Annotated in this window: 18 protein-coding genes and 1 pseudogene; 13 read left to right on the top strand and 6 right to left on the bottom strand. The window is 43.7% G+C overall.

Features of this window, described 5'->3' with window-relative positions; translation table 11 throughout:
- Nucleotides 1–76 precede the first annotated feature (76 nt).
- The 5 genes and pseudogenes from P9J57_RS07690 (at nt 77) to P9J57_RS07670 (ending at nt 4,456) form a co-directional block, all read left to right on the top strand.
- Complete coding sequence (locus tag P9J57_RS07690) at nt 77–1,393, top strand: type II toxin-antitoxin system HipA family toxin (RefSeq protein WP_483279446.1); 1,317 nt, start codon at nt 77–79, stop codon at nt 1,391–1,393.
- Nucleotides 1,390–1,725, top strand: coding sequence for a helix-turn-helix domain-containing protein (locus tag P9J57_RS07685; protein ID WP_014594063.1), 336 nt, complete (start codon nt 1,390–1,392; stop codon nt 1,723–1,725). The genes P9J57_RS07690 and P9J57_RS07685 overlap by 4 nt, the downstream gene beginning before the upstream one ends.
- Complete coding sequence (locus tag P9J57_RS07680; RefSeq protein ID WP_080709585.1) at nt 1,712–2,188, top strand: YbaK/prolyl-tRNA synthetase associated domain-containing protein; 477 nt, start codon at nt 1,712–1,714, stop codon at nt 2,186–2,188. The genes P9J57_RS07685 and P9J57_RS07680 overlap by 14 nt, the downstream gene beginning before the upstream one ends.
- 66 nt (nt 2,189–2,254) lie before the next feature.
- Nucleotides 2,255–3,052, top strand: a complete 798-nt coding sequence (locus P9J57_RS07675; protein WP_483279445.1) for an ABC transporter substrate-binding protein — start codon at nt 2,255–2,257, stop codon at nt 3,050–3,052.
- A gap of 104 nt (nt 3,053–3,156) precedes the next feature.
- A pseudogene (locus tag P9J57_RS07670) lies at nt 3,157–4,456 on the top strand (succinylglutamate desuccinylase/aspartoacylase family protein).
- 47 nt (nt 4,457–4,503) lie between these two features.
- Here the strand turns inward: P9J57_RS07670 and gndA are convergent.
- Nucleotides 4,504–5,913: an NADP-dependent phosphogluconate dehydrogenase gene (gndA, locus tag P9J57_RS07665; RefSeq protein ID WP_019106514.1), complete on the bottom strand. Its 1,410-nt coding sequence runs from the start codon at nt 5,911–5,913 to the stop codon at nt 4,504–4,506.
- 678 nt (nt 5,914–6,591) lie between these two features.
- On the opposite strand from gndA, the gene P9J57_RS07660 reads away from it, so the two are divergent.
- From P9J57_RS07660 to P9J57_RS07630, 7 genes are read left to right on the top strand one after another with little or no spacing between them, the layout of a single operon-like run.
- Nucleotides 6,592–7,380 (top strand): hypothetical protein, encoded by a 789-nt coding sequence (locus P9J57_RS07660; RefSeq protein WP_014594067.1) that lies wholly within the window; start codon nt 6,592–6,594, stop codon nt 7,378–7,380.
- Nucleotides 7,377–7,751, top strand: a complete 375-nt coding sequence (locus tag P9J57_RS07655) for an HAD family hydrolase (protein ID WP_024471924.1) — start codon at nt 7,377–7,379, stop codon at nt 7,749–7,751. The genes P9J57_RS07660 and P9J57_RS07655 overlap by 4 nt, the downstream gene beginning before the upstream one ends.
- A complete protein-coding gene (locus tag P9J57_RS07650; protein WP_014594068.1) occupies nt 7,748–9,289 on the top strand; it encodes a protein kinase family protein in 1,542 nt (513 codons plus the stop codon). Before P9J57_RS07655 ends, P9J57_RS07650 begins: the two co-directional genes overlap by 4 nt.
- Nucleotides 9,286–9,990 (top strand): glycosyltransferase family 2 protein, encoded by a 705-nt coding sequence (locus tag P9J57_RS07645; protein WP_014594069.1) that lies wholly within the window; start codon nt 9,286–9,288, stop codon nt 9,988–9,990. Before P9J57_RS07650 ends, P9J57_RS07645 begins: the two co-directional genes overlap by 4 nt.
- Complete coding sequence (locus P9J57_RS07640) at nt 9,983–10,783, top strand: ABC transporter permease (RefSeq protein ID WP_014594070.1); 801 nt, start codon at nt 9,983–9,985, stop codon at nt 10,781–10,783. The genes P9J57_RS07645 and P9J57_RS07640 overlap by 8 nt, the downstream gene beginning before the upstream one ends.
- A 2-nt stretch (nt 10,784–10,785) precedes the next feature.
- A complete protein-coding gene (locus tag P9J57_RS07635; protein ID WP_014594071.1) occupies nt 10,786–11,541 on the top strand; it encodes an ABC transporter ATP-binding protein in 756 nt (251 codons plus the stop codon).
- Nucleotides 11,542–11,560: 19 nt separating this feature from the next.
- Complete coding sequence (locus tag P9J57_RS07630; protein ID WP_014594072.1) at nt 11,561–12,397, top strand: glycosyltransferase; 837 nt, start codon at nt 11,561–11,563, stop codon at nt 12,395–12,397.
- Here P9J57_RS07630 and P9J57_RS07625 read toward each other — a convergent pair.
- Complete coding sequence (locus P9J57_RS07625) at nt 12,394–13,422, bottom strand: WavE lipopolysaccharide synthesis family protein (protein WP_014594073.1); 1,029 nt, start codon at nt 13,420–13,422, stop codon at nt 12,394–12,396. The two genes, P9J57_RS07630 and P9J57_RS07625, sit on opposite strands and share 4 nt — an antisense overlap.
- A gap of 324 nt (nt 13,423–13,746) precedes the next feature.
- Here P9J57_RS07625 and P9J57_RS07620 point away from each other — a divergent pair, with 324 nt between their 5' ends.
- Nucleotides 13,747–14,739, top strand: a complete 993-nt coding sequence (locus P9J57_RS07620; RefSeq protein WP_014594074.1) for a hypothetical protein — start codon at nt 13,747–13,749, stop codon at nt 14,737–14,739.
- A gap of 245 nt (nt 14,740–14,984) precedes the next feature.
- Here the strand turns inward: P9J57_RS07620 and galE are convergent, their stop codons facing one another.
- From galE to P9J57_RS07600, 4 genes are all read right to left on the bottom strand, one after another.
- Nucleotides 14,985–15,998 (bottom strand): UDP-glucose 4-epimerase GalE, encoded by a 1,014-nt coding sequence (gene galE, locus P9J57_RS07615; RefSeq protein ID WP_014594075.1) that lies wholly within the window; start codon nt 15,996–15,998, stop codon nt 14,985–14,987.
- A 45-nt stretch (nt 15,999–16,043) separates the two neighbouring features.
- Complete coding sequence (gene galF / locus P9J57_RS07610) at nt 16,044–16,940, bottom strand: UTP--glucose-1-phosphate uridylyltransferase GalF (protein ID WP_014594076.1); 897 nt, start codon at nt 16,938–16,940, stop codon at nt 16,044–16,046.
- A gap of 267 nt (nt 16,941–17,207) precedes the next feature.
- The gene (locus P9J57_RS07605; protein ID WP_013026374.1) at nt 17,208–18,548 is read right to left on the bottom strand and encodes a lipopolysaccharide biosynthesis protein; all 1,341 of its coding nucleotides are present in this window, start codon (nt 18,546–18,548) and stop codon (nt 17,208–17,210) included.
- Entirely contained in the window at nt 18,545–19,768 is a 1,224-nt protein-coding gene (locus P9J57_RS07600) for a glycosyltransferase (RefSeq protein ID WP_014594078.1), read from the bottom strand. Before P9J57_RS07600 ends, P9J57_RS07605 begins: the two co-directional genes overlap by 4 nt.
- Between the last annotated feature and the right edge of the window lies 1 nt (nt 19,769).

Below are 19,769 nucleotides of genomic sequence, written 5' to 3'. Positions count from 1 at the left end.
GATTCTGAGCAGTATCCTTCTCAAAAAATTAATTAAACGCTATTATTGAGCATAATGTTGCTCAACAGGAGTTGTCATGCTCACACTCCAGCTGTTTATTAAGGGCCGCTGGCATGATGCTGCCCAGCTCAATATCCAACATCCCCACCAGGGACGTGAAAGTCCCGCTTTACTCGCCTATAACTTTGACTACGCTGTTGAATATCTTGATCGGAATGATTATGCCAGCTGCAGTCTGAATTACCCGGTCATGCTTATTGGCAGCTATGCGGCTCGTCCGTGGTTTACCTTTCTGGATGACATTATGCCTGCAGGTGCCAGTAGACGTTACTGGATTCAGCAGCTTGGGTTACAGGGAAAGTCTGCCGCTGAGCAGGATTTCTGGTTGCTGAAATCTGGCACAATTGCACCAGTGGGAAACCAGCGCATCAAAGAGTCGATACCCGCGTTACCCGCGCAAAGTCAGCTACGTGACCGACGTTTTCCGTCTGAATGGGCCATCGAACGTGACAGTGATTTTCTGGCGTACGCTCAGCAAATGGGTGCAGCCAGCGGTGGAGCGACCGGGGCTGGCGGTGAAGCGCCAAAACTCTTATTGCGCTATACGCCACATGATGAGGTATGGATAGATACTTGGCAGGACGATGTACACAATCAGGATGCGCATTATCTGGTGAAGTATCCGCGCGGTGCGCGCAGCGCGATCGATTGCGACATACTTCGCGCCGAATACCACTACTATCATGAATTAGCGTCGATGGGTTTCGACACCATTCCCTGTGAAAAAATGAAGTTGTGTGAAGGTAGCCGTTATCCTTCCTTATGGTTACCCCGCTTTGATGTGTCTTACATCGCGGGCGAAAAAGTGATGTATGGTCTGGAATCTGTCTATTCAATAATGCGAAAACCGCCAGGCAGCTATCTCAATCATTTTGAGGTAATTAGCACGCTGATTACACACCTTAATCCTGACAGACGCGCGCAAGAGGCGTTCGTCATTGAGTGGGTAAAACGTGACATGCTGAATATTGCGTTTGGCAATTCTGATAATCATGGTCGTAACAGCGCGATTCTGAAAAAGGACACCGGCATGTGGCTTGCACCCATCTATGATTTTGCGCCGATGAAAGCGGATCCTGAAGGCGTGGTACGCACGACGCAATGGGGGGCGCCTTTTGAGGAGGGGGGACAATATCAATGGCAACAGATTGCTGCCGCATTGGATGACCTGGTGCCATCGGACAGATTACTGGCTGAGCTGGCCGTACTGGCCCGACAGCTTATCGGACTCAAAGAGCGTCTGCTTCAGCGAGGTATACCAGCATCAATTCTGACTATGCCGGCTCTTGGCTTTGATTATCTGGATCAGCGTATTGAAGGCTGGCAACTATGAAGAAAACGCTGTCACCGTTTGAACGTGAGGCAATGCTGCTAAACCTTCTTCAGCAGTTTCTTGAAGAAAAATTGTCACAGGGTGAACTCCTGATGCAGCTTCGCAAAAACGTGCTGGGATTTTCACAGGAACGCTATGCAGCGCTGGCAGGAATTAGCCGCCGGACACTATCAGATATCGAGCAGGACAGAGAAAATACGACCCTGAGTACGCTCAACCGGGCCTTAAGACCGCTGGGTCTGAAAACTGGCGTGCTACCGCGTCAACCACATATGCTGCAGACACTGATGCTGCAACTCACTGCTCAGGAAGAGAACCGTGACTACTCATGAAAAATTAATTGCCCTACTCGACCAAAATCGCGCACGTTATCGCCTGATGCAGCACGAAGCGACCGGCAAATGTGAAGCGGTGGCAACGATTCGTGGCACGGAAATCGGTCAGGGTGCAAAGGCGTTGGTGTGCCATGTGAAAGGCAATGGGATCAAACAGCATGTTCTGGCGGTACTGCCCGCCGACCAGCAGGCCGATCTCAGTAAAGTGGCCTTAGCGGTGGGAGGACGTCGGGCATCCCTTGCCTCGCCTGCGGAGGTCGATGCGCTGACGGGCTGTGTATTTGGTGCGATTCCCCCATTCAGCTTTCATCCCGATTTAAAGGTGGTGGTCGATCCGCTGCTGTTTGAACGTTACGATGAGATTGCGTTTAATGCGGGCGTGCTGGACCACTCAGTGATCCTGAACATCCAGGATTACCGTGCACTTTGTGGGGCTAACACTGTGAAAATCATCCTCTAATTGCCATCACCCCGGTCGAAAGGTACTCTGCGTGATACAACATTACGACAACAGAAGATCTGAACTATGGCAACGAAAACCCTCAAAATTCGCCTGCGCGCTGCGCTGGCACTGGCCGTGCTTGCTGGTTGCGCATTCGGCGCACAGGCAAAAATCGAACAGGTCCGCTTCGCCGTCGATCCCACCTATCCGCCTTTCGAATCAAAAACCCCGCAGGGCAAACTGGTGGGGTTCGATATCGACTTAGGCAACGCCCTGTGTGCACAAATGCAGGCGAAGTGCGTGTGGGAGGAAAGTCAGTTCGACGGCATGATCCCGGCACTTAAAGCCCGAAAATTCGATGCCATCCTGTCTGACATGGGCATTACAGAAGAGCGTCTAAAGCAAATAGACTTTACCCAGCCGCTTTACGATACCCACGCTCAGCTTATCGCACGCAAAGGATCTGCCCTGTTACCGACGCCAGAGTCGCTGAAAGGGAAAACGGTGGGTGTTGAACAGGGCACGGTGCAGGAACGTTATGCCCGCGCAAAATGGCAGCCGCATGGCGTGACTGTGGTGCCTTACGGCGATCAGGCCCAAGTGGAAAGCGATTTAGTGGCCGGACGCCTTGACGCGGTCTTTACCGACGCGGCGCAGGCCGCCAATGGTTTTCTGAAACAGCCGCAGGGCAAAGATTTTGCGCTGGCAGGCCCGATTGTTCAGGATCCGATTATTGGACCGGGCACGGCGATTGGTCTGCGTAAAGGGGATGCCGAGCTGAAGACCGCGCTGGATACAGCCTTTGATGAAATTAAGAAAAATGGCACCTTTGATAAGATTCAGAAGCGCTATTTCTCAACCGATATTTCGATTCAGAAGTAACGTCACGGTGGGCTTTTTCGCTCTCCTGCCTGTGCAGGGCTATACTCAATGACTTTATGGGCGGCCCTTGTCGCCCTGAACCGACAAAAGGACATTAACACGGTATGTACCAACAACATCACCCCTTGTTAAGCGCCTCTCTCGGCACCCAGCGTGAAATTATCAGTTTTCATTTTGGCGATGACGCTACGCGACAGGTTTATATCCAGGCTGCCTTACATGGCGATGAAATACCTGGCATGGCGGTTGCGTGGTACCTGAAACAACGTCTGCAAACGCTGGAGTCAGCCGGACGGTTAAAAGCCTCTTTCACCCTGATCCCGGTTTCAAATCCTCTTGCGTTAGGCCAGCACTGGCATGGCACCCATTTGGGACGCTTCCATACGCAGACTGGACAAGATTTTAACCGTAAGTTTCCATCACTCGGCACCACGCTGGCTAACGATCTGGCTGGCGTACTGACGCCAAACGAAACCCAAAACAAGCGACTGATTCGTGATGCAATCGATCGCTACTACCGCGATACCGTACCGAAAACGGAGCTGGAAGCGCAGCGGTTCACGCTCATGCGCATGGCGAGCCAGGCGGATTTAATGATCGATCTACACTGCGACTGGGAAGCCCTGCCGCACCTCTATACCACACCGCACGCATGGCCTGCGGTCGAACCGCTGGCACGCTGGTTGGGTAGTGAAGTTCAGCTGCTGGCACAAGTTTCCGGCGGGGAGCCATTTGATGAAGCCTGTTGTGAGCCCTGGCTGACGCTGGCAGAACGTTTTGCCGAACAGTTCCCCCATGCCGCAGGGTTTATTACCCGTAACCCTTGAACTCCGTGGCGTACGCGACGTGTCGCCAGAGCAGGCGGAACAGGATGCCGATGCGATTATCAGCGCGCTACAGGAATCGGGCTATATTACCGCCGATGAGGCGGCCGTTTCTGTCGAGGTCGCGGCACCGGTGATTGGCGGCGATGAGCTGGTATCCGTCGCCAGCGGAGGCGAAGATTTAGTCGGCGTTGATGAGAGCGGTACCGGGCTCGGGGCTCCGGGTCTTGCTCAGGTTGCCGATGAAAGCAGGATTATTAAGCAGCGTCACACCGAGGGTACATCCGCCTCATCACCTGCGCTGAAAAATCCGCCCACCCCGCTTGCCGGTTGCGAATATGTTCACTCGCCCGTCTCGGGACTGATTCTGCATCGTAAACCGCTGGGCGCCCTTATCAGGCCAGGTGAAGTGGTGGCGGAGATTGTCGATCCGGTAACGGACCATATCACGCCACTGGTGGCGGAGTTCGGTGGGATACTTTATGCCCGGCACTGGGCCAGATTTGCCACGGCAGGGATGCTGGTGTTGAGGCTGGCGGGAGAGAAGTCGGTGCGGAGTGGGGATTTGTTGGTGGGGTAAAAAAAGGCTTCCCGAGGGAAGCCTTATAGCGCTTTGATGTCAGATGATCAATCTAACCACTCAGTGTGGAACACACCGTCTTTATCAATACGCTTATAGGTGTGGGCACCAAAATAGTCACGTTGTGCCTGGATCAGATTAGCGGGCAGCACTTCTGAACGGTAGCTATCGTAGTACGCAATGGCTGCTGAGAACGTCGGCGTTGGGATACCGTTCTGTACGGCATAAGCAACCACATCACGCAGCGCCTGTTGATACTGGTCAGCAATATCTTTGAAGTAAGGTGCCAGCAGCAGGTTAGCAATGCCTGCATTCTCAGCATAAGCATCTGTAATTTTCTGCAGAAATTGCGCACGGATAATACAGCCAGCACGGAAAATCTTCGCGATTTCACCATACTGCAGATCCCAGTTGTTCTCGTCTGATGCGGCACGCAGCTGTGAGAAGCCCTGTGCGTAAGAAACAATTTTACCCAGGTACAGCGCACGACGTACTTTTTCAATAAATTCTGCTTTATCGCCGCTAACGGCTTTTGCTTGGGGACCGCTCAGAACTTTTGAAGCCGCTACACGCTGAGTCTTGAGTGAAGACAGATAGCGCGCAAATACAGATTCGGTAATCAGTGACAGTGGCTCACCGAGATCCAGAGAACTCTGGCTGGTCCATTTCCCTGTACCTTTATTGGCCGCTTCATCAAGAATAACATCAACCAGGTAGTGACCCTCTTCATCTTTCTTAGTAAAGATGTCCTTGGTGATATCGATCAGATAACTACTCAGTTCACCGTTGTTCCACTCGGTAAAGGTTTCAGCCAGTTCTTCGTTATTCAGACCGAGCGCACCTTTCAGCAGAGCATAAGCTTCAGCGATAAGCTGCATGTCACCGTATTCGATACCGTTGTGAACCATCTTCACATAGTGACCCGCACCGTCCGGCCCGATATAGGAAACACAAGCTTCACCATCTTCAGCACGAGCAGCAATCTTATCAAGAATAGGGGCAACCAGCTCGTACGCTTCTTTCTGACCGCCGGGCATGATAGATGGACCTTTCAGAGCGCCCTCCTCGCCACCGGAAACGCCGGTGCCGATAAAGTTAAAGCCCTGATCAGAAAGTTCTTTGTTGCGACGAATGGTATCTTTGTAGAAGGTATTACCACCATCAATCAGGATATCGCCTTTATCAAGATGCGGGGTGAGTGAGGCGATAGTCTTGTCAGTCGCTTCCCCTGCTTGCACCATCAGCAGAATGCGGCGTGGTTTTTCCAGCGAATCAACAAACTCTTCAACGGTATAGAACGGCGCAAGCTTCTTGCCTTGGTTCTCAGCGATGACTTCATCGGTCTTCTCGCGCGAGCGGTTGAAGACAGAAACGGTGTAACCGCGGCTCTCGATGTTAAGAGCCAGGTTGCGGCCCATCACTGCCATACCTACGACGCCGATCTGTTGCTTGGACATTTTTTACTCCTGTCTGAAGGGTCACATCACACACAACTGTGTATGAACAAAAGTGAGGGACATGTTAACTCACTCTGGTTCAAAAGAGGTAGTGATTGATGCGATTTAGAAAACACAAAAGGTTATTAAAACCCCATAGATTTATAGACTTAAGAGTTAGTTAAGCCCTTGTAAGTTCGATCAAAGGTAAGATTAGCTATCACTTAGGCAGTGAGAGTTGCACAAGCGTAAGAGTATGTAAAAATAACCATATAAATAGTATATAAAAAAACCAAACAGTATTGGTGGAGTTGGTGAATTTATGCGGAAAAGCGTATAGTTATGGAGATTTAGCATAAAAGGTGAAACCTAGACAAACATGAGAATGCCAACTGCATTACAGAAAGTTCTTACTAGTTTTCATTTAAATTTATGCGTATAAATTATTTTATGATTGCTTGACAATCACCTCAACTTGCTGTTTTTTAAGGGAATTAAAATGCGAATGGCATGCGCCAACTTGTAAAAATAGCCCAAAAACTGCAGCATAAGCTTTTGTTGTAGCAAAGCTTTTGAAAAAAAAATTTGAAGACTTCAACCTAGTGCACTGGTAGCTGTAAAGCCTGGGGCGGTAGCGTGCCTTCAAGAAACCAATAAAATCAGTAGGCTACAACGATACCAAATCAAACGGTCACCCTAATGCTTGATACGTATGATCATCTCTTTCTTATTCCAATGAAAGACGTAGATATTGAATTGATAAATAAAGTGAGTGATCTATATTGCGAAAAGTCAAGAAGATTGAGCTTTCTTATCAGCCTACCTAACAAAAAAAGTGCTGATTTTTGTAGATCGTTTTTCGACAAAAATGAAAACGTGCTCATTATTCATCCAGATTCTCAACTTGACAGAACCGCTCACTGGAAGTTTTTAGTCGATAACGCAACAAGAAACTTTAACTTTAAGACATTTTCGTTCTACTTTTGTGGAGATGATTTATTACTTGAGAACTTTCCTTCTCTAGAAATGGACAGTGATTTATATATAAATGACTATTTCATAAATAGTTGGATGAAATTAAAAGAAAATACTTCTGAAAAAGAATTAAATATTAAATCCGCAGAGCAGATTATAAAAACAAACTTTATTAAAGGCAGACCGCTTCTTGCGCCCTTACAAAAAATAATATTCTCTAAAAAGACTATCCATAAGATATATTTCAAAGAAAAGTATGGTTATGTTAGCGACCAATTAATGATATATAACTTAATGGAATCAGGTTTTAAAATTAAATTTATAAAATCACCTTTTTACAAATTAAACGAGAAAAAAAGAGCCTATTTAAATACGCTCAGCATCTTTGAAATAATCAAGCAACAAGTATACTTATATAGAAAAATAAAATGCTATGTCGGTATTCCAATGATTGTACTCAGGACTATCGTTAAATTCTGCATAATCGACAACTTAAAGAAACATATACCATGAAAAAACTGATTGTTGACATTGATATGACCCTGACAAAAGGTAAAGGTGAAAATGGATATGAAGATGCCATTGTCAACAGGGACTTGCTAGAAAAAATCAGAGAATACAAGGCCCTGGGTTTTACTATAGTCTTAAACACAAGTAGAAATATGAATTCGTTTAATAACAATGTAGGGCTTATTAACAAGAATACATTACCGGTTATCATTAAGTGGTTAGAAGAAAATGAGATACCTTACGACGAAATCTATGTCGGAAAACCATGGTGCGGTCATGAAGGATTCTATATAGATGATAAGGCTGTTCGCCCGAGTGAATTTATTAATATGTCTTATGATGAGATAATTGAGCTGCTAAGGAAAGAAAAATGATTATCATATTATCAGCTCAGTATGTTGATCAGGATCTACGTGCCGAGTTTGGACAACTCCCCCCAGCTTTTCTTCCCGTAGGAAATAAAAGACTATACACTTATCAAATAAAACACATCCGTGAAGAAAGTAAAGATGAGAAGATATTTTTAACGCTACCCAAGAGTTATAATATGTCTTCATGGGATGAAAAGGTTTTATCCGAATTATCTGTGGAAATAATTCGTATTGATGAAAATTTTTCTCTTGGTCAAAGCATTGCTTTTAGCTTGGCTTCGAGTTGTAGTGCCGAAGATGAGCACGTTGTTATTTATTACGGTGATACCTTATTACGTTCACCTTTAAATATTGATGAAAAAAATAAAGATGTTATATTTACTGCACACTCAGACTTCAATTATTCATGGATGGTCATGAATAATGCGTTTGAAAGTAATGAATCCGTATTTTGCGGCATTTTGGCTATATCTAAACCACAACTGTTAATCCGCAACTTAATAAGCTCTAAATTTGAACTCGCAGAAAGTTTGGTAAAATATCACGAAACAACACCTTTTAGCCAACAATATCGCGAAGACTGGCTCGATTTCGGTCATCTAAATACTTTTTATGACTCCAAGACAATTGTTTCTACAGCAAGAGCGTTCAATGAACTGACTATAAACAAGTATTACGTAGAAAAACGCTCGGCTAAGAAAGGAAAGCTTCAGGCGGAAGCTAATTGGTTTAGTAAAATCCCAGAAGAAATGGCTTATTACGCTCCGATGCTGATAAGTCATGGTGATGAAAACGAAGTTTATAAATATAAGCTTGAATACCTTTATTCTCCTACTCTCACCGAATTATTTGTTTATGGTAACCATCCCAAGGCTATCTGGGCTCACATCATAACGTCTTGCTTTAACTTTATAGAAAAATGTTATGAAATTCCTGCGAGTTCTGTTAATGAAGATTTCTACACATCATTAGTATCTAAGAATGAAGACCGCCTTGACGAATTTACTAAAGACAATCCTCGCTACAAAAAGATCATTCAAGACTCTGAAGGAAATAAGTTTGAGCTTAAAAAAATGCTTTATGAGATGCATGATCTAATTAGTAAAGAATCAAAAAGTACTTTCATCCATGGTGATTTTTGTTTCAGTAATATTTTGTACGATTTCAAGAAAAACGACATTAAAGTTATTGATCCCAGAGGAATCGACTTTAATGGGATAATAAGTATCTATGGTGACATTCGTTATGATCTTGCTAAAATATTACACTCAGCAATTGGTAAATACGATTACATAATTTCTGACAGGTTTATTGTTAATGATGATGGTGTAACACTTGAATTAACTATCCCTGATAGCAGCGCTGATCTTAGCGATTTAGTAAAAAAACAATTCGAAAAATCAGCTTTTTCTTATAAAGAAATTCTCGCGATTACGACAACATTGTTCTTATCAATGTTACCTTTACATTATGACAGGCCGGATCGGCAGGCAGCATTTGTAGCAACAGCTATAAATCTTTATAAGGAAGTAAAACAATGATCATTATTCCTATGGCTGGCCTCAGCAGCCGTTTCTTCAAAGCAGGCTATACTCAACCTAAGTACAAACTTGAAGCTCATGGAAAAACTCTATTTGAATGGTCAGTCAAAACATTTGAAGATTACTATGACTCCGAAAAATTTATATTTATTTGTCGCGATGTCTACGACACGCCCTCCTTCGTGGCTTCTGAAATAAATAAAATTGGTATCAAAGATTTTGAAATCGTAGTTTTGAGCTCTGAAACTCGCGGCCAGGCTGAAACGGTTTTTTTAAGTTTAGACAAAGTGCCGAATGATCTACCTTTTGTAGTTTTTAACATCGATACCTACGAAAAAGAATTTAAATTTTTTGAGACTCAAAATGATGCTTATTTGGAAGTCTTTAAAGGTGAAGGTGAACACTGGTCTTTTGCCCTCCCCGACGGCAACACATCAAAAGTACTGAAAACGACGGAAAAAGTACGCATTTCAGATCTGTGCTCAAACGGAGTATACGGTTTTAAAAGTAAAGAGATTTATATTAATGCGTATATCGAAATGCAACGTGAAAGTATGGGTGAACTCTATATAGCTCCAATGTTTAACTTTATCATTGATAAGAAAATGAGCGTTCACTATAAATTGACGTCTATTGAGAAACATATCTTTATGGGCACACCTACGGAATATACTGATTTTTTGGGCACTGATAATGTTTAAACTGGCGTTGAAAGATATATTTGATGGATTCAAGAAGTATCAGTTTTGGAGCTATATGGCATGGCAGGAGATTGTCATTCGCTATCGCAGAAGTATTTTGGGACCATTTTGGATCACTGCAAGCACAGCTATATATGTTATTTCAATATCAACAGTATTTTCAACACTATTCAATCAAGATATAAAGCATTATTTGCTATATATGTCACTTGGTATCCTCGTTTGGAATTACATCAACCAAACCATTATTGAATCCGCCGATTCTTTCATTGCCTGCGCAGGATTTATAAAACAAATAAAAATTGAAAGAAGCGTTTTTATTTACCAATCTGTTGCAAGGAACTTTTACTTTTTCTTGCATAATGCCATTATATTGGTCATATGTTTAATTTTTTTCGACAGTACATTGACTTTCTACACCATTGGTAAGGCGTTGTTTGGATTATGTATTCTAACGTTTAATATTTTCTTTATGTCTCTAACACTCGCATGCGTATGTACACGATTCATGGACCTGCGCCAGATAGTTGCATCTATTCTGCAAATAGGTTTTTTAGTTACTCCTGTTATGTGGATACCGACTGAGTCAATGCGAACCAAAGCATATCTTTTAGAATGGAACCCTATTTATCATTTTATTGATTTTATAAGGTACTCGTTGCTACCCGCAGACTTCCCTCCGGCAGTTATGCATCCTAGCATTAAATATATATTGGTTTTTACAATTATTAATGTGATTGTCAGCTTTTATACTTTCAGCTGTTCTCGCAAGAAAATATCTTATTGGGTTTAATCATGTCCTCTTATTTGAAACTTGACAATGTTGCCGTCAGCTATCCAATCTTTGACGTTAAATCACGTTCTCTTAAAGCAAACTTTGTGAGATTAACTACTGGAGGCGTCATATCATCAAACTCCAGACAAGTCACGGTTGATGCATTAAAAAACATCAATTTGAAATTAGAACATGGTGATAGATTAGCCTTGATCGGCCATAATGGTGCAGGAAAATCGACTCTACTTAAAACAATGGCAGGAATTTACGAGCCTACACAGGGTGAAATAGAAAGCAAAGGGAGCATTGCGAGCTTACTCGATATTAATTTGGGGGTTAATCCCGAATCGTCCGGCCGTGAAAATATTTATTCTCGTGGTATGCTTTTAGGTATGTCCAAACGCCAAATAAATGAAACAATAGATGAGATTATTGATTTCACAGATTTGGCAGATTTTATTGATCTCCCAGTAAGAACTTATTCATCGGGTATGTCAGTACGTCTTGCATTTGCTATATCGACTGCTGTGAAACCTGATATCTTATTATTAGACGAAGTCATCGGAGCGGGTGATGCTAATTTCATGGATAAAGCACGTAAACGCATCTTGAATTTGATTGAATCCGTCGGTATTTTAGTGTTCTCTTCGCACTCTGAAGCTGATGTTAAATCATTCTGTACAAAAGGGGTTGTCTTAGATGCTGGAAAAATTGTTTTTAACGGTTCAGTTGATGATGCTTACGATTTTTATGCACACTCACGCGTAACAAGTTAACTAAGATAAACAAAACCTGATGATACATCGCAATTTTGATGAAGCAGATGCTGCTGTAATAATGTCAGTATATTATAAAGATAAACCTTTTCAGCTTTATTGCAGCCTCTGGAGCTTAGTAAATCAAACCGCTGACGGATTTGTTGTTCTGATTTTTATAGACGGTAACATTTCAAATGCATTGAAAGTAGTTGTAAATTTCTTTTTAGAAAATTTTAGTTTCATCAGAGTTATTAATTCTGATATTAACAGAGGGCTGGCAACTTCTCTCAATGAATCAATTGATCACTTACTATACAACCATCCTAATATAGAATTTTTCTTTAGGATGGACGCTGATGACATTAGCGCATTAAAAAGAATTGACTTACAAAGATCTTTTCTTATTAAGAATGAGAATATTGATGTTTTAGGTGGGAGTTGCAAAGAATTCGGTATTTTTTATAAAACCATAATAAAATCTGGTTCCGATTTTAAAATAAAGCATAATATTATAAAGCTTACTCCCTTTATTCACCCTACAGTTGTTTTTAGAAAAAGAGTTTTTGTTAAAGGTAAACGCTATCCGGTTAAGACACATCTTTCGGAAGATTTAGCATTTTGGCTTGACCTTGCTCTTTCAGGTTACATATTTCACAATATACCTGACATTGTCTTATTCTACAGACTCAACAACGCTACACTGCACCGCAGAACGGGGATAAAGAAGGCATATTCGGAAATGCTGTGCCGGATTAATTATATAAGGCACAGCCAAAATAACTTATTGCGAAATGTCACATATAGTTTTGCGCATTTCGCAATCAGGATAATGCCAATCGCTTTATCTAAAATTATTTACAAAATACTACGCTAGGAAATCATTTTTTTTAACCATTCTTTAAGCTCCAATGGCATTTTTTTAATTAAAACTTGTACAATATTATTATTTAATAAAGCCATGAGGTAAATAAATTTATTTTTACTTATCCCTTTAGGTTTGTAAAAATTGTGTATTGTAATGTTAGAATGCATTTTCTTTAGTAACTCTATCGACTCATATGTTGAGTAGCATTGCGTGTTAAAGTAACTTCTTGCGCTCTCAAATTTAGATACACGAAGACCGATATCATCCGGGTGTGCAATAATAAAATGCTCTGGAAAAACACTCTCGAATTCTGCAATAATTTTTTCAGAACAGTCATTATGATATTTTATGGGGAATTTTTTTTCTTTCTTATAGATATAGTGCAAGGCTAACCATTGCTCAACAGCATATTTTGACCTAAAAGCCTTTTCATTTTTATTACTTCCTACACTATGAAAATGATTTTCATACCAAATGGAGTACGAGAATGGATATTCTGGAGCGGAATAGTAATCTAAAATATCTTGTTTATATCCGAACTGAAACATATCACCAATATGAAAAGGCATCCTTTCGCTAAACCTTGGGTTTATTGAAAACACACTCGAAGTTATAATTCTTTTATTCTCAACTCCAGAGAGTTGAGGGATTTCATTTATTAAAGACCAAAGTGTTAGTACGTTGTTATTGACAATAATTTGATCAGTGCGTAATTTCATTACTAATGAGTTGGATGCAGCTTTGACTCCAGAATAAGAGCAAGCAATTTGCTTATTAATATTATTATTAACAATAGGTGAAATTAATGTTTGAGGAAATTTTAATGATGGTAACTCACCCTCATTTTTGCATAAAATAACCTTGTTAAAGTAGTTAGTTTTATTGCAAGATTCTGCAAATGAGGTATCGTTTGTGGATAAAATGATTTCTGGATTGTCAAAACAATCTCTCAGCATGCTGACTGTATATTTAATATCAAACTCGCTATATTGCGTACCAGCAATCACTACACTTATTTTTGATGTTTCATTCATACGTTTTGCCTATAAACTTTAGTTTTGAAACGCCCTATTAACATGCATAACCACGTATATAATTCGCTTATCTTACACTTATTGAATTTAGTTGTCATATAAATACTATCACGCTTGCACAGGAGATAATTGAAAAGGCACTGCATCTAGCTATTTCACACGTCTTTTGAAAGTTAGATATAAAATAAATAAGTTTAAAGAAAATTTTTATGATGGAAGAATTTAAACACCCTATTATTAAGTTACAGAACCGTATTAGACAAGGTACTTAAAAACTTAAGCCCCGAGAAAAGATTATATATAACTTTATAGACAGGAAATAAAATGGATAAAGAGCAAAAGGTTGCAGTATTATTATATGGCTTCTTACGGACTGCTGAAATAACTGCAGGATCATTACTAAACAATATAGTAATCCCTAATAATGCTGACATTTTCTATTTCGGTCCTGACTCATCTGACAGCCCCTTAAAAATACATCAAGGTATCTTGGATAAATCTGGTTTCCTTAAAATTAATCCTAAAAATGATGCTCATGAGGTTGCTGGAGGAGTTGCAACAAGATTAGAAAAAAATTACGGTCGTCACTTAACTTCTTATAAACTTCACGACAGGAATTTTGATCATTTCAATAATGAGGCATCATTCATTGATAAAAACCAATGGCTTTTTAGTTTAAATCCTGCAAGATTTTTTAGTATGTTCTACAATATTCACGGAGTCTTCAAGCTCATGAAAGAGTTTGAATCTCAGAACGATTTTAAATATGATAAAGTCATAATTACTCGCCCTGATCTATCATTTTACTCTAAATTTAATCTTAAAAATATTCGAGAAGGTTTTGTATATATCCCTTCAGGAGTAGACTTTTGCCAGCATACTGGGAACAGAAATCATGGATTGGCGAAAGTTCTTGCATACAGAAATCGCTCTACTGGAAAAATGATTCCTACAAACGTAGGTTTCAATGATCAGTTACTAGTATTTTCCAGAAACTCATCAGAACTTATTGAATCTTTTTTGCCGAACTTAAAAGATTATATAACTCAGAAAGTTCCGTTGACACCAGAAACACTTCTATATTTTCATTTAGTTGCATGTGGAGGGCTTAAGGTTAAATACACTGATGACTGGCCTTACGAAATTGTAAGATCTGATGCAGGAACTATTACTACAGTAACTGACCTAATGATTCTCGATATTATAGATCGTTATCATCCTATAGTTCAGGCTCGTATCAAGAAAAGACCAATAAAGTATCTTTTAAAGTTCGGACGTATGAGGATGAGAGCCTTAAAAAACAAATACTTTAACTAAATTACACATATGTTATCAGCAATGTAAAAACCCTCTTTTACTTATTTATTTTAACCAACTTTATTTACTCTTAATAATTTGTAATGTAAGTTTATAAATAAAAAGTAAAAAGGATTTATTAAATATAATATTTTAAATAAAATAAATAATATAAGCATTTAAATCTAATCTAAATTTCCCGAAAAATCAAAAATTCAAATTTAAAACCTAAAAAAAACCCGCAAGTATGCGGGTTTTTTGGGTATTTAATTAAACCCTTCCGGATTCTTCGACTGCCAGTTCCACGTATCACGCATCATCGCATCGATACCACGCGAAACCCGCCAGTCCAGTTCCTGGTTGGCCAGTGACGCATCGGCCCAGAATGCCGGAAGATCACCGTCACGACGCGGCTTGATTTCAAACGGAATGGGCTTGCCTGAGGCTTGCTCAAACGCCTTGATCATTTCCAGCACCGAGAAGCCTTTCCCACCACCCAGATTATAGGCTTTATAGCCTTCAATTTTATCGAGGTGGTCCAGCGCTTTCAGGTGGCCTTCAGCAAGGTCAACGACATGGATGTAGTCACGCAGACAGGTGCCGTCTGGCGTATCGTAGTCACCACCAAACACGCCGAGTTTATCCAGACGACCGATGGCAACCTGTGCAATGTAAGGCAGCAGGTTGTTAGGGATACCGGTTGGGTCTTCGCCAATCTCGCCCGACTCATGCGCACCGACCGGGTTAAAGTAACGCAGTGCAATGGTTTTGAACTTCGGCTCAGCTTTGGCGAAATCCCGAATGATAAATTCGACCATGAGCTTAGAGGTGCCATATGGGCTGGTTGTGCCGCCAATCGGTGTGGTTTCCACGTAAGGCACCGGGGCATTGGCACCATAAACAGTAGCGGAAGAACTAAAAATGAAGTTCCATACGCCCGCGTTGCGCATCTCTTCAAGCAGTACGACCGTACCGGATACGTTATTTTCGTAGTATTCCAGAGGCATACGCGTGGATTCACCCACCGCTTTAAGTGCGGCGAAGTGAATCACGGCAGAAATGCTGTGGGAGGCAAACAGGTCACGCAGGCAGGCGCGGTCAAGAACGTCGCCTTCGATAAACGTTGCTTTCTTGCCGGCGAGTTTCTCAACCCGATTGATGGCCTCACGCGAGGCATTGCACAGATTATCCAGTACCACCACATCATCACCGCGCTCAAGCAGTGCCAGCACTGTGTGGGAGCCGATATAACCTGCCCCGCCCGTTACCAAAATAGCCATCTCTTCTCCCTTTCTGCCGCGTTAGCCGCGGCGAATGATAGTTGATTACTTCGCCAGAATTTTCTCGATCGCTTCGCGGAAGTCGCGGCCCTGAGCGTTATTGCGCAGACCGTAGGAGACAAATGCCTGCATGTAACCCATTTTACGTCCGCAGTCGAAACTGTGACCCGTCATGAGTGAGACATCGACCGTTTTCTTCTTACTCAGGCTGGCGATAGCATCCGTTAACTGAATACGGCCCCATGCGCCCGGTTCGGTACGCTCCAGCTCAGCCCAGATATCGGCTGAAAGCACGTAGCGTCCCACCGCTGCCAGGTCTGAGTTTAACTCGGCCGGATGCTCAGGTTTCTCAACGAAGTCAGTAATCGTGCTGACATCACCTGGGTTTTCCAGCGGCTGCTCAGTCGTGATCACTGAGTATTCAGACAGATCGTAGTCGGTGAGGTGTTTTGCCAGCACCTGGCTGTGACCAGTCTCTTCAAAACGCGCAACCATCGCCGCCAGATTATATCGTAAATGGTCAGCGGTGGAATCGTCCAACAGCACGTCAGGCAGGACAACCACAAAAGGATTGTCGCCGATCATTGGACGCGCGCAGAGAATAGAATGCCCCAGGCCCAGTGGCTGCGCCTGACGCACGTTCATGATGGTCACGCCCGGCGGGCAGATTGACTGGACTTCACTCAGCAGCTGGCGTTTAACGCGTGCTTCCAGCAGGGCTTCGAGTTCATAGGTGGTATCGAAGTGGTTTTCTACCGCATTCTTGGACGCATGGGTGACCAGCACAATCTCTTTGATCCCTGCTGCAACACACTCATCAATGATGTATTGAATCATTGGCTTGTCCACGACAGGCAGCATCTCTTTCGGAATGGCTTTAGTCGCCGGAAGCATATGCATACCGAGACCCGCAACCGGGATTACTGCTTTAAGCTTGGTCATAGTTATTCCATCTAATGAAGTGAAGACATGCGTCAATTATGCCGGATGGACCGGAAAAGGAAGTATAATCTTTATCTGAAAAGCCGACACTAACTCGCTGTGAAATCTTACAAATTCGGGATTTTACCTAGAGTAAACATCCCCATAAACTGAGTTAACACAAACAGTAAAGACCGGCCACATGAGCGGCAGAGAAATTGACGTCGCCGTTTTTGGTGCCAGCCATAAAAAGAAACGGGCGACCTAAGTCGCCCGTTGTTATTGGCATCACAGCCACTGTTCAAACCATTCTGGCATCACGAAAAGGTCAAAGTGATTTACCAGCAGCATCAGCCCCACAAACAGGACCGATACAGATACCCACTGTCGGGCATAAGGGATGAAGCGAATACCAATAACCGGCTTGATAAAGAACGGATGCGCCAGCGCTGAAATCAGCACCTGTGAGATCGACAACGTCAGCGCGACGTAAAGCACGTTTGGCCAGATAAAGGTGGTCGCAAGCACAGCCATGACGACCAGGCTGGCCACGATGTTCCAGTAGAACTCCACGTTGGTTCGGCCATTTGCCTGTGAAATGGCGCCAGTTAGTCCACCCATCGGACGCAGCATGCCAAACAGCAGCATCAGCGGGATAAGATGATAAACCTGCTCGTGAGACGCACCATACAGAATGCGTACGATGACAGGAGACAAGATACCGATAGCAAGGTACATGGCACTGCTGAAGAGCATAATCACCAGCGTGCCTTTCAGGAACAGCTTCTTCAACTGCTCGGGATCCTGCTGTTTTTCCGCGAAGCGCGGTAGCGCCAGACGGTTAATCACCGGCGAAACCAACTTCAGGGGCTGCAGTACCAGCTCTTTCGCCAGAGAATAGACGCCGAGCATTTCTGCCCCCATCACTTTACCTACCACCAGCGCATCGGCCTGAGTACGAAGCTGGTTAATGGTCTGCGAACCCAGTTGATAGATACCGTAACGAATCGCACTAAAGAAAGTCTGTTTATCGAACTCCCATGTGGGACGCCATGACTTCTCACCCAGCGCGATCATGCACAGGATGCGGGTAAAGGCGTTAATAAACAGCCCCAGAATCGCGGCGGCCACCGTCAGCGAGGTAAACTCCAGCATCGCCACCACGCACAGGAAGGCAAACAGTTTGGTGCCCATTTCGATCTTCGCCAGCGACACCATGCGTTTGGTTTTAATGTAGTGGGCCTGATATTGCGAAAGATGCCCCAGCACCAGAAAGTTCAGGCTCGTCAGCATAATCAACCCTACCAGTTCCGGCAGATGATAGAACCAGGCAACAGGCCAGGCAATCAGCAGCATGACAACGCCGGTACATAAGCTGAGCGAGACGTTGACCCAATAGATGGTGCTCTGTTCGCGTCGGGTAATATTCTGGCGATGGACCAGATAACTGCTCATGCCCATGTCCTGCAGCACGCCCGCCACCGCTAAAATAGCGTTGATGATCGCCAACAGCCCCAGCTCATGGGTTTCGAGTTTACGGGCGAGAATACTCAGTTGAGCAACCTGTAATACAGCAGAGAAACAGGTACTGCCAAACAACCAAATCGCCTGTGACTTTATTCCACTCAAACCATTTGCTCCAGAATCTGTGCCAGCTCGCGATACGCGATGTGCTGATTAAACTCGGTTTCAACTTTATGTCTGGCTGCGGCAACAACCGGTGCCACGTCCACCGCGCCTTCTGACAATTTCAGCAGCGTCTCGGCCAGCGCCTCGGCGTCATCTTCCTTCACTAACCAGCCAGAAACGTTATTTTCGATCAGTTCCGGAATGCCGCTGTGGAAGGTGGAGACCACTGGCAGCCCTACCGCCATCGCCTCCATCAGCGCAACCGGAATGCCTTCCATGTCGCCATCTGCGGCCGTTTTAGAGGGCAGCAGAAATATATCCGCTTCGTTGAGGGCCTGACGGATCTCTTCCTGAGGTTTGAAACCCGGCATCGTCACGCAGTCGTCCATCTCTTCGCGCGCAATAAAGTCACGCATCATCTGATCCTGATCGCCATTGCCAATGATGGTGTACTGGAACTGGCCACCGCGCTGTTTCAGAATGGCGCTGGCTTTCACCGCTACATCCAGTCCTTTCTTTTCGGTCAGACGGGCAACGGAAACAATGCGCAACGGTGTATGGAAGGCATCACGCGGCTGGAAATTGAATTTTTCAGGTTCAATTCCCATGCGGGTAACGTGAATTTTTTCAGGCGGGCAGCCCATTTCAATCAGCTTGTTCTGCCAAAGATGGCTGATGGGCAACATCAGCTCACTCTGCTGAAACAGATTACGGTAATCCTGCTTATGCTCGTCGAGGATGTGACGACGAGAGATATCCGCCCCGTGAAACACCGTTGCCTGTTTGCCTTTCAGGATACCCAGTTCACGCAGTTTATTCGCCAGCGCCCCGGCATAGCCGAAATGCACCAGGAAAACATCCGCGACATAGGTCTGACGCGCATTGGCAACGATCGCCGGCAGCAGCAGCTTACTGGACTGTGCGCCATAGCGGCGCACGTTAAGGGAACGGAGTAACGACACTTTGGTGATTTTGGGCAGAACCAGTTTCAGCCGCTGTCCCAGCTTGTCCGTCAGGGAAATTTTTTCTTCGGGTAACAGGTAATGCGTCTTTGCCGCCAGACCATATTCGTCAAATGCGCCGTGGCGGTTGACCAGGTCTCCCGGAAATACCGAGATAATCTCAACGTCGTAACCGGCATCAATAAAATGAGTGACCTGGTTGAGAACAAAAGTTTCAGAGGCAACCGGGAAACGCATCGTGAAAAAAGTCAGTTTCATC

The sequence above is a fragment of the Pantoea sp. nfd-35 genome (assembly GCF_056892255.1).
Note: the sequence above shows the minus strand (reverse complement) of the source record. Positions and strands in the feature narration are given on the sequence as shown.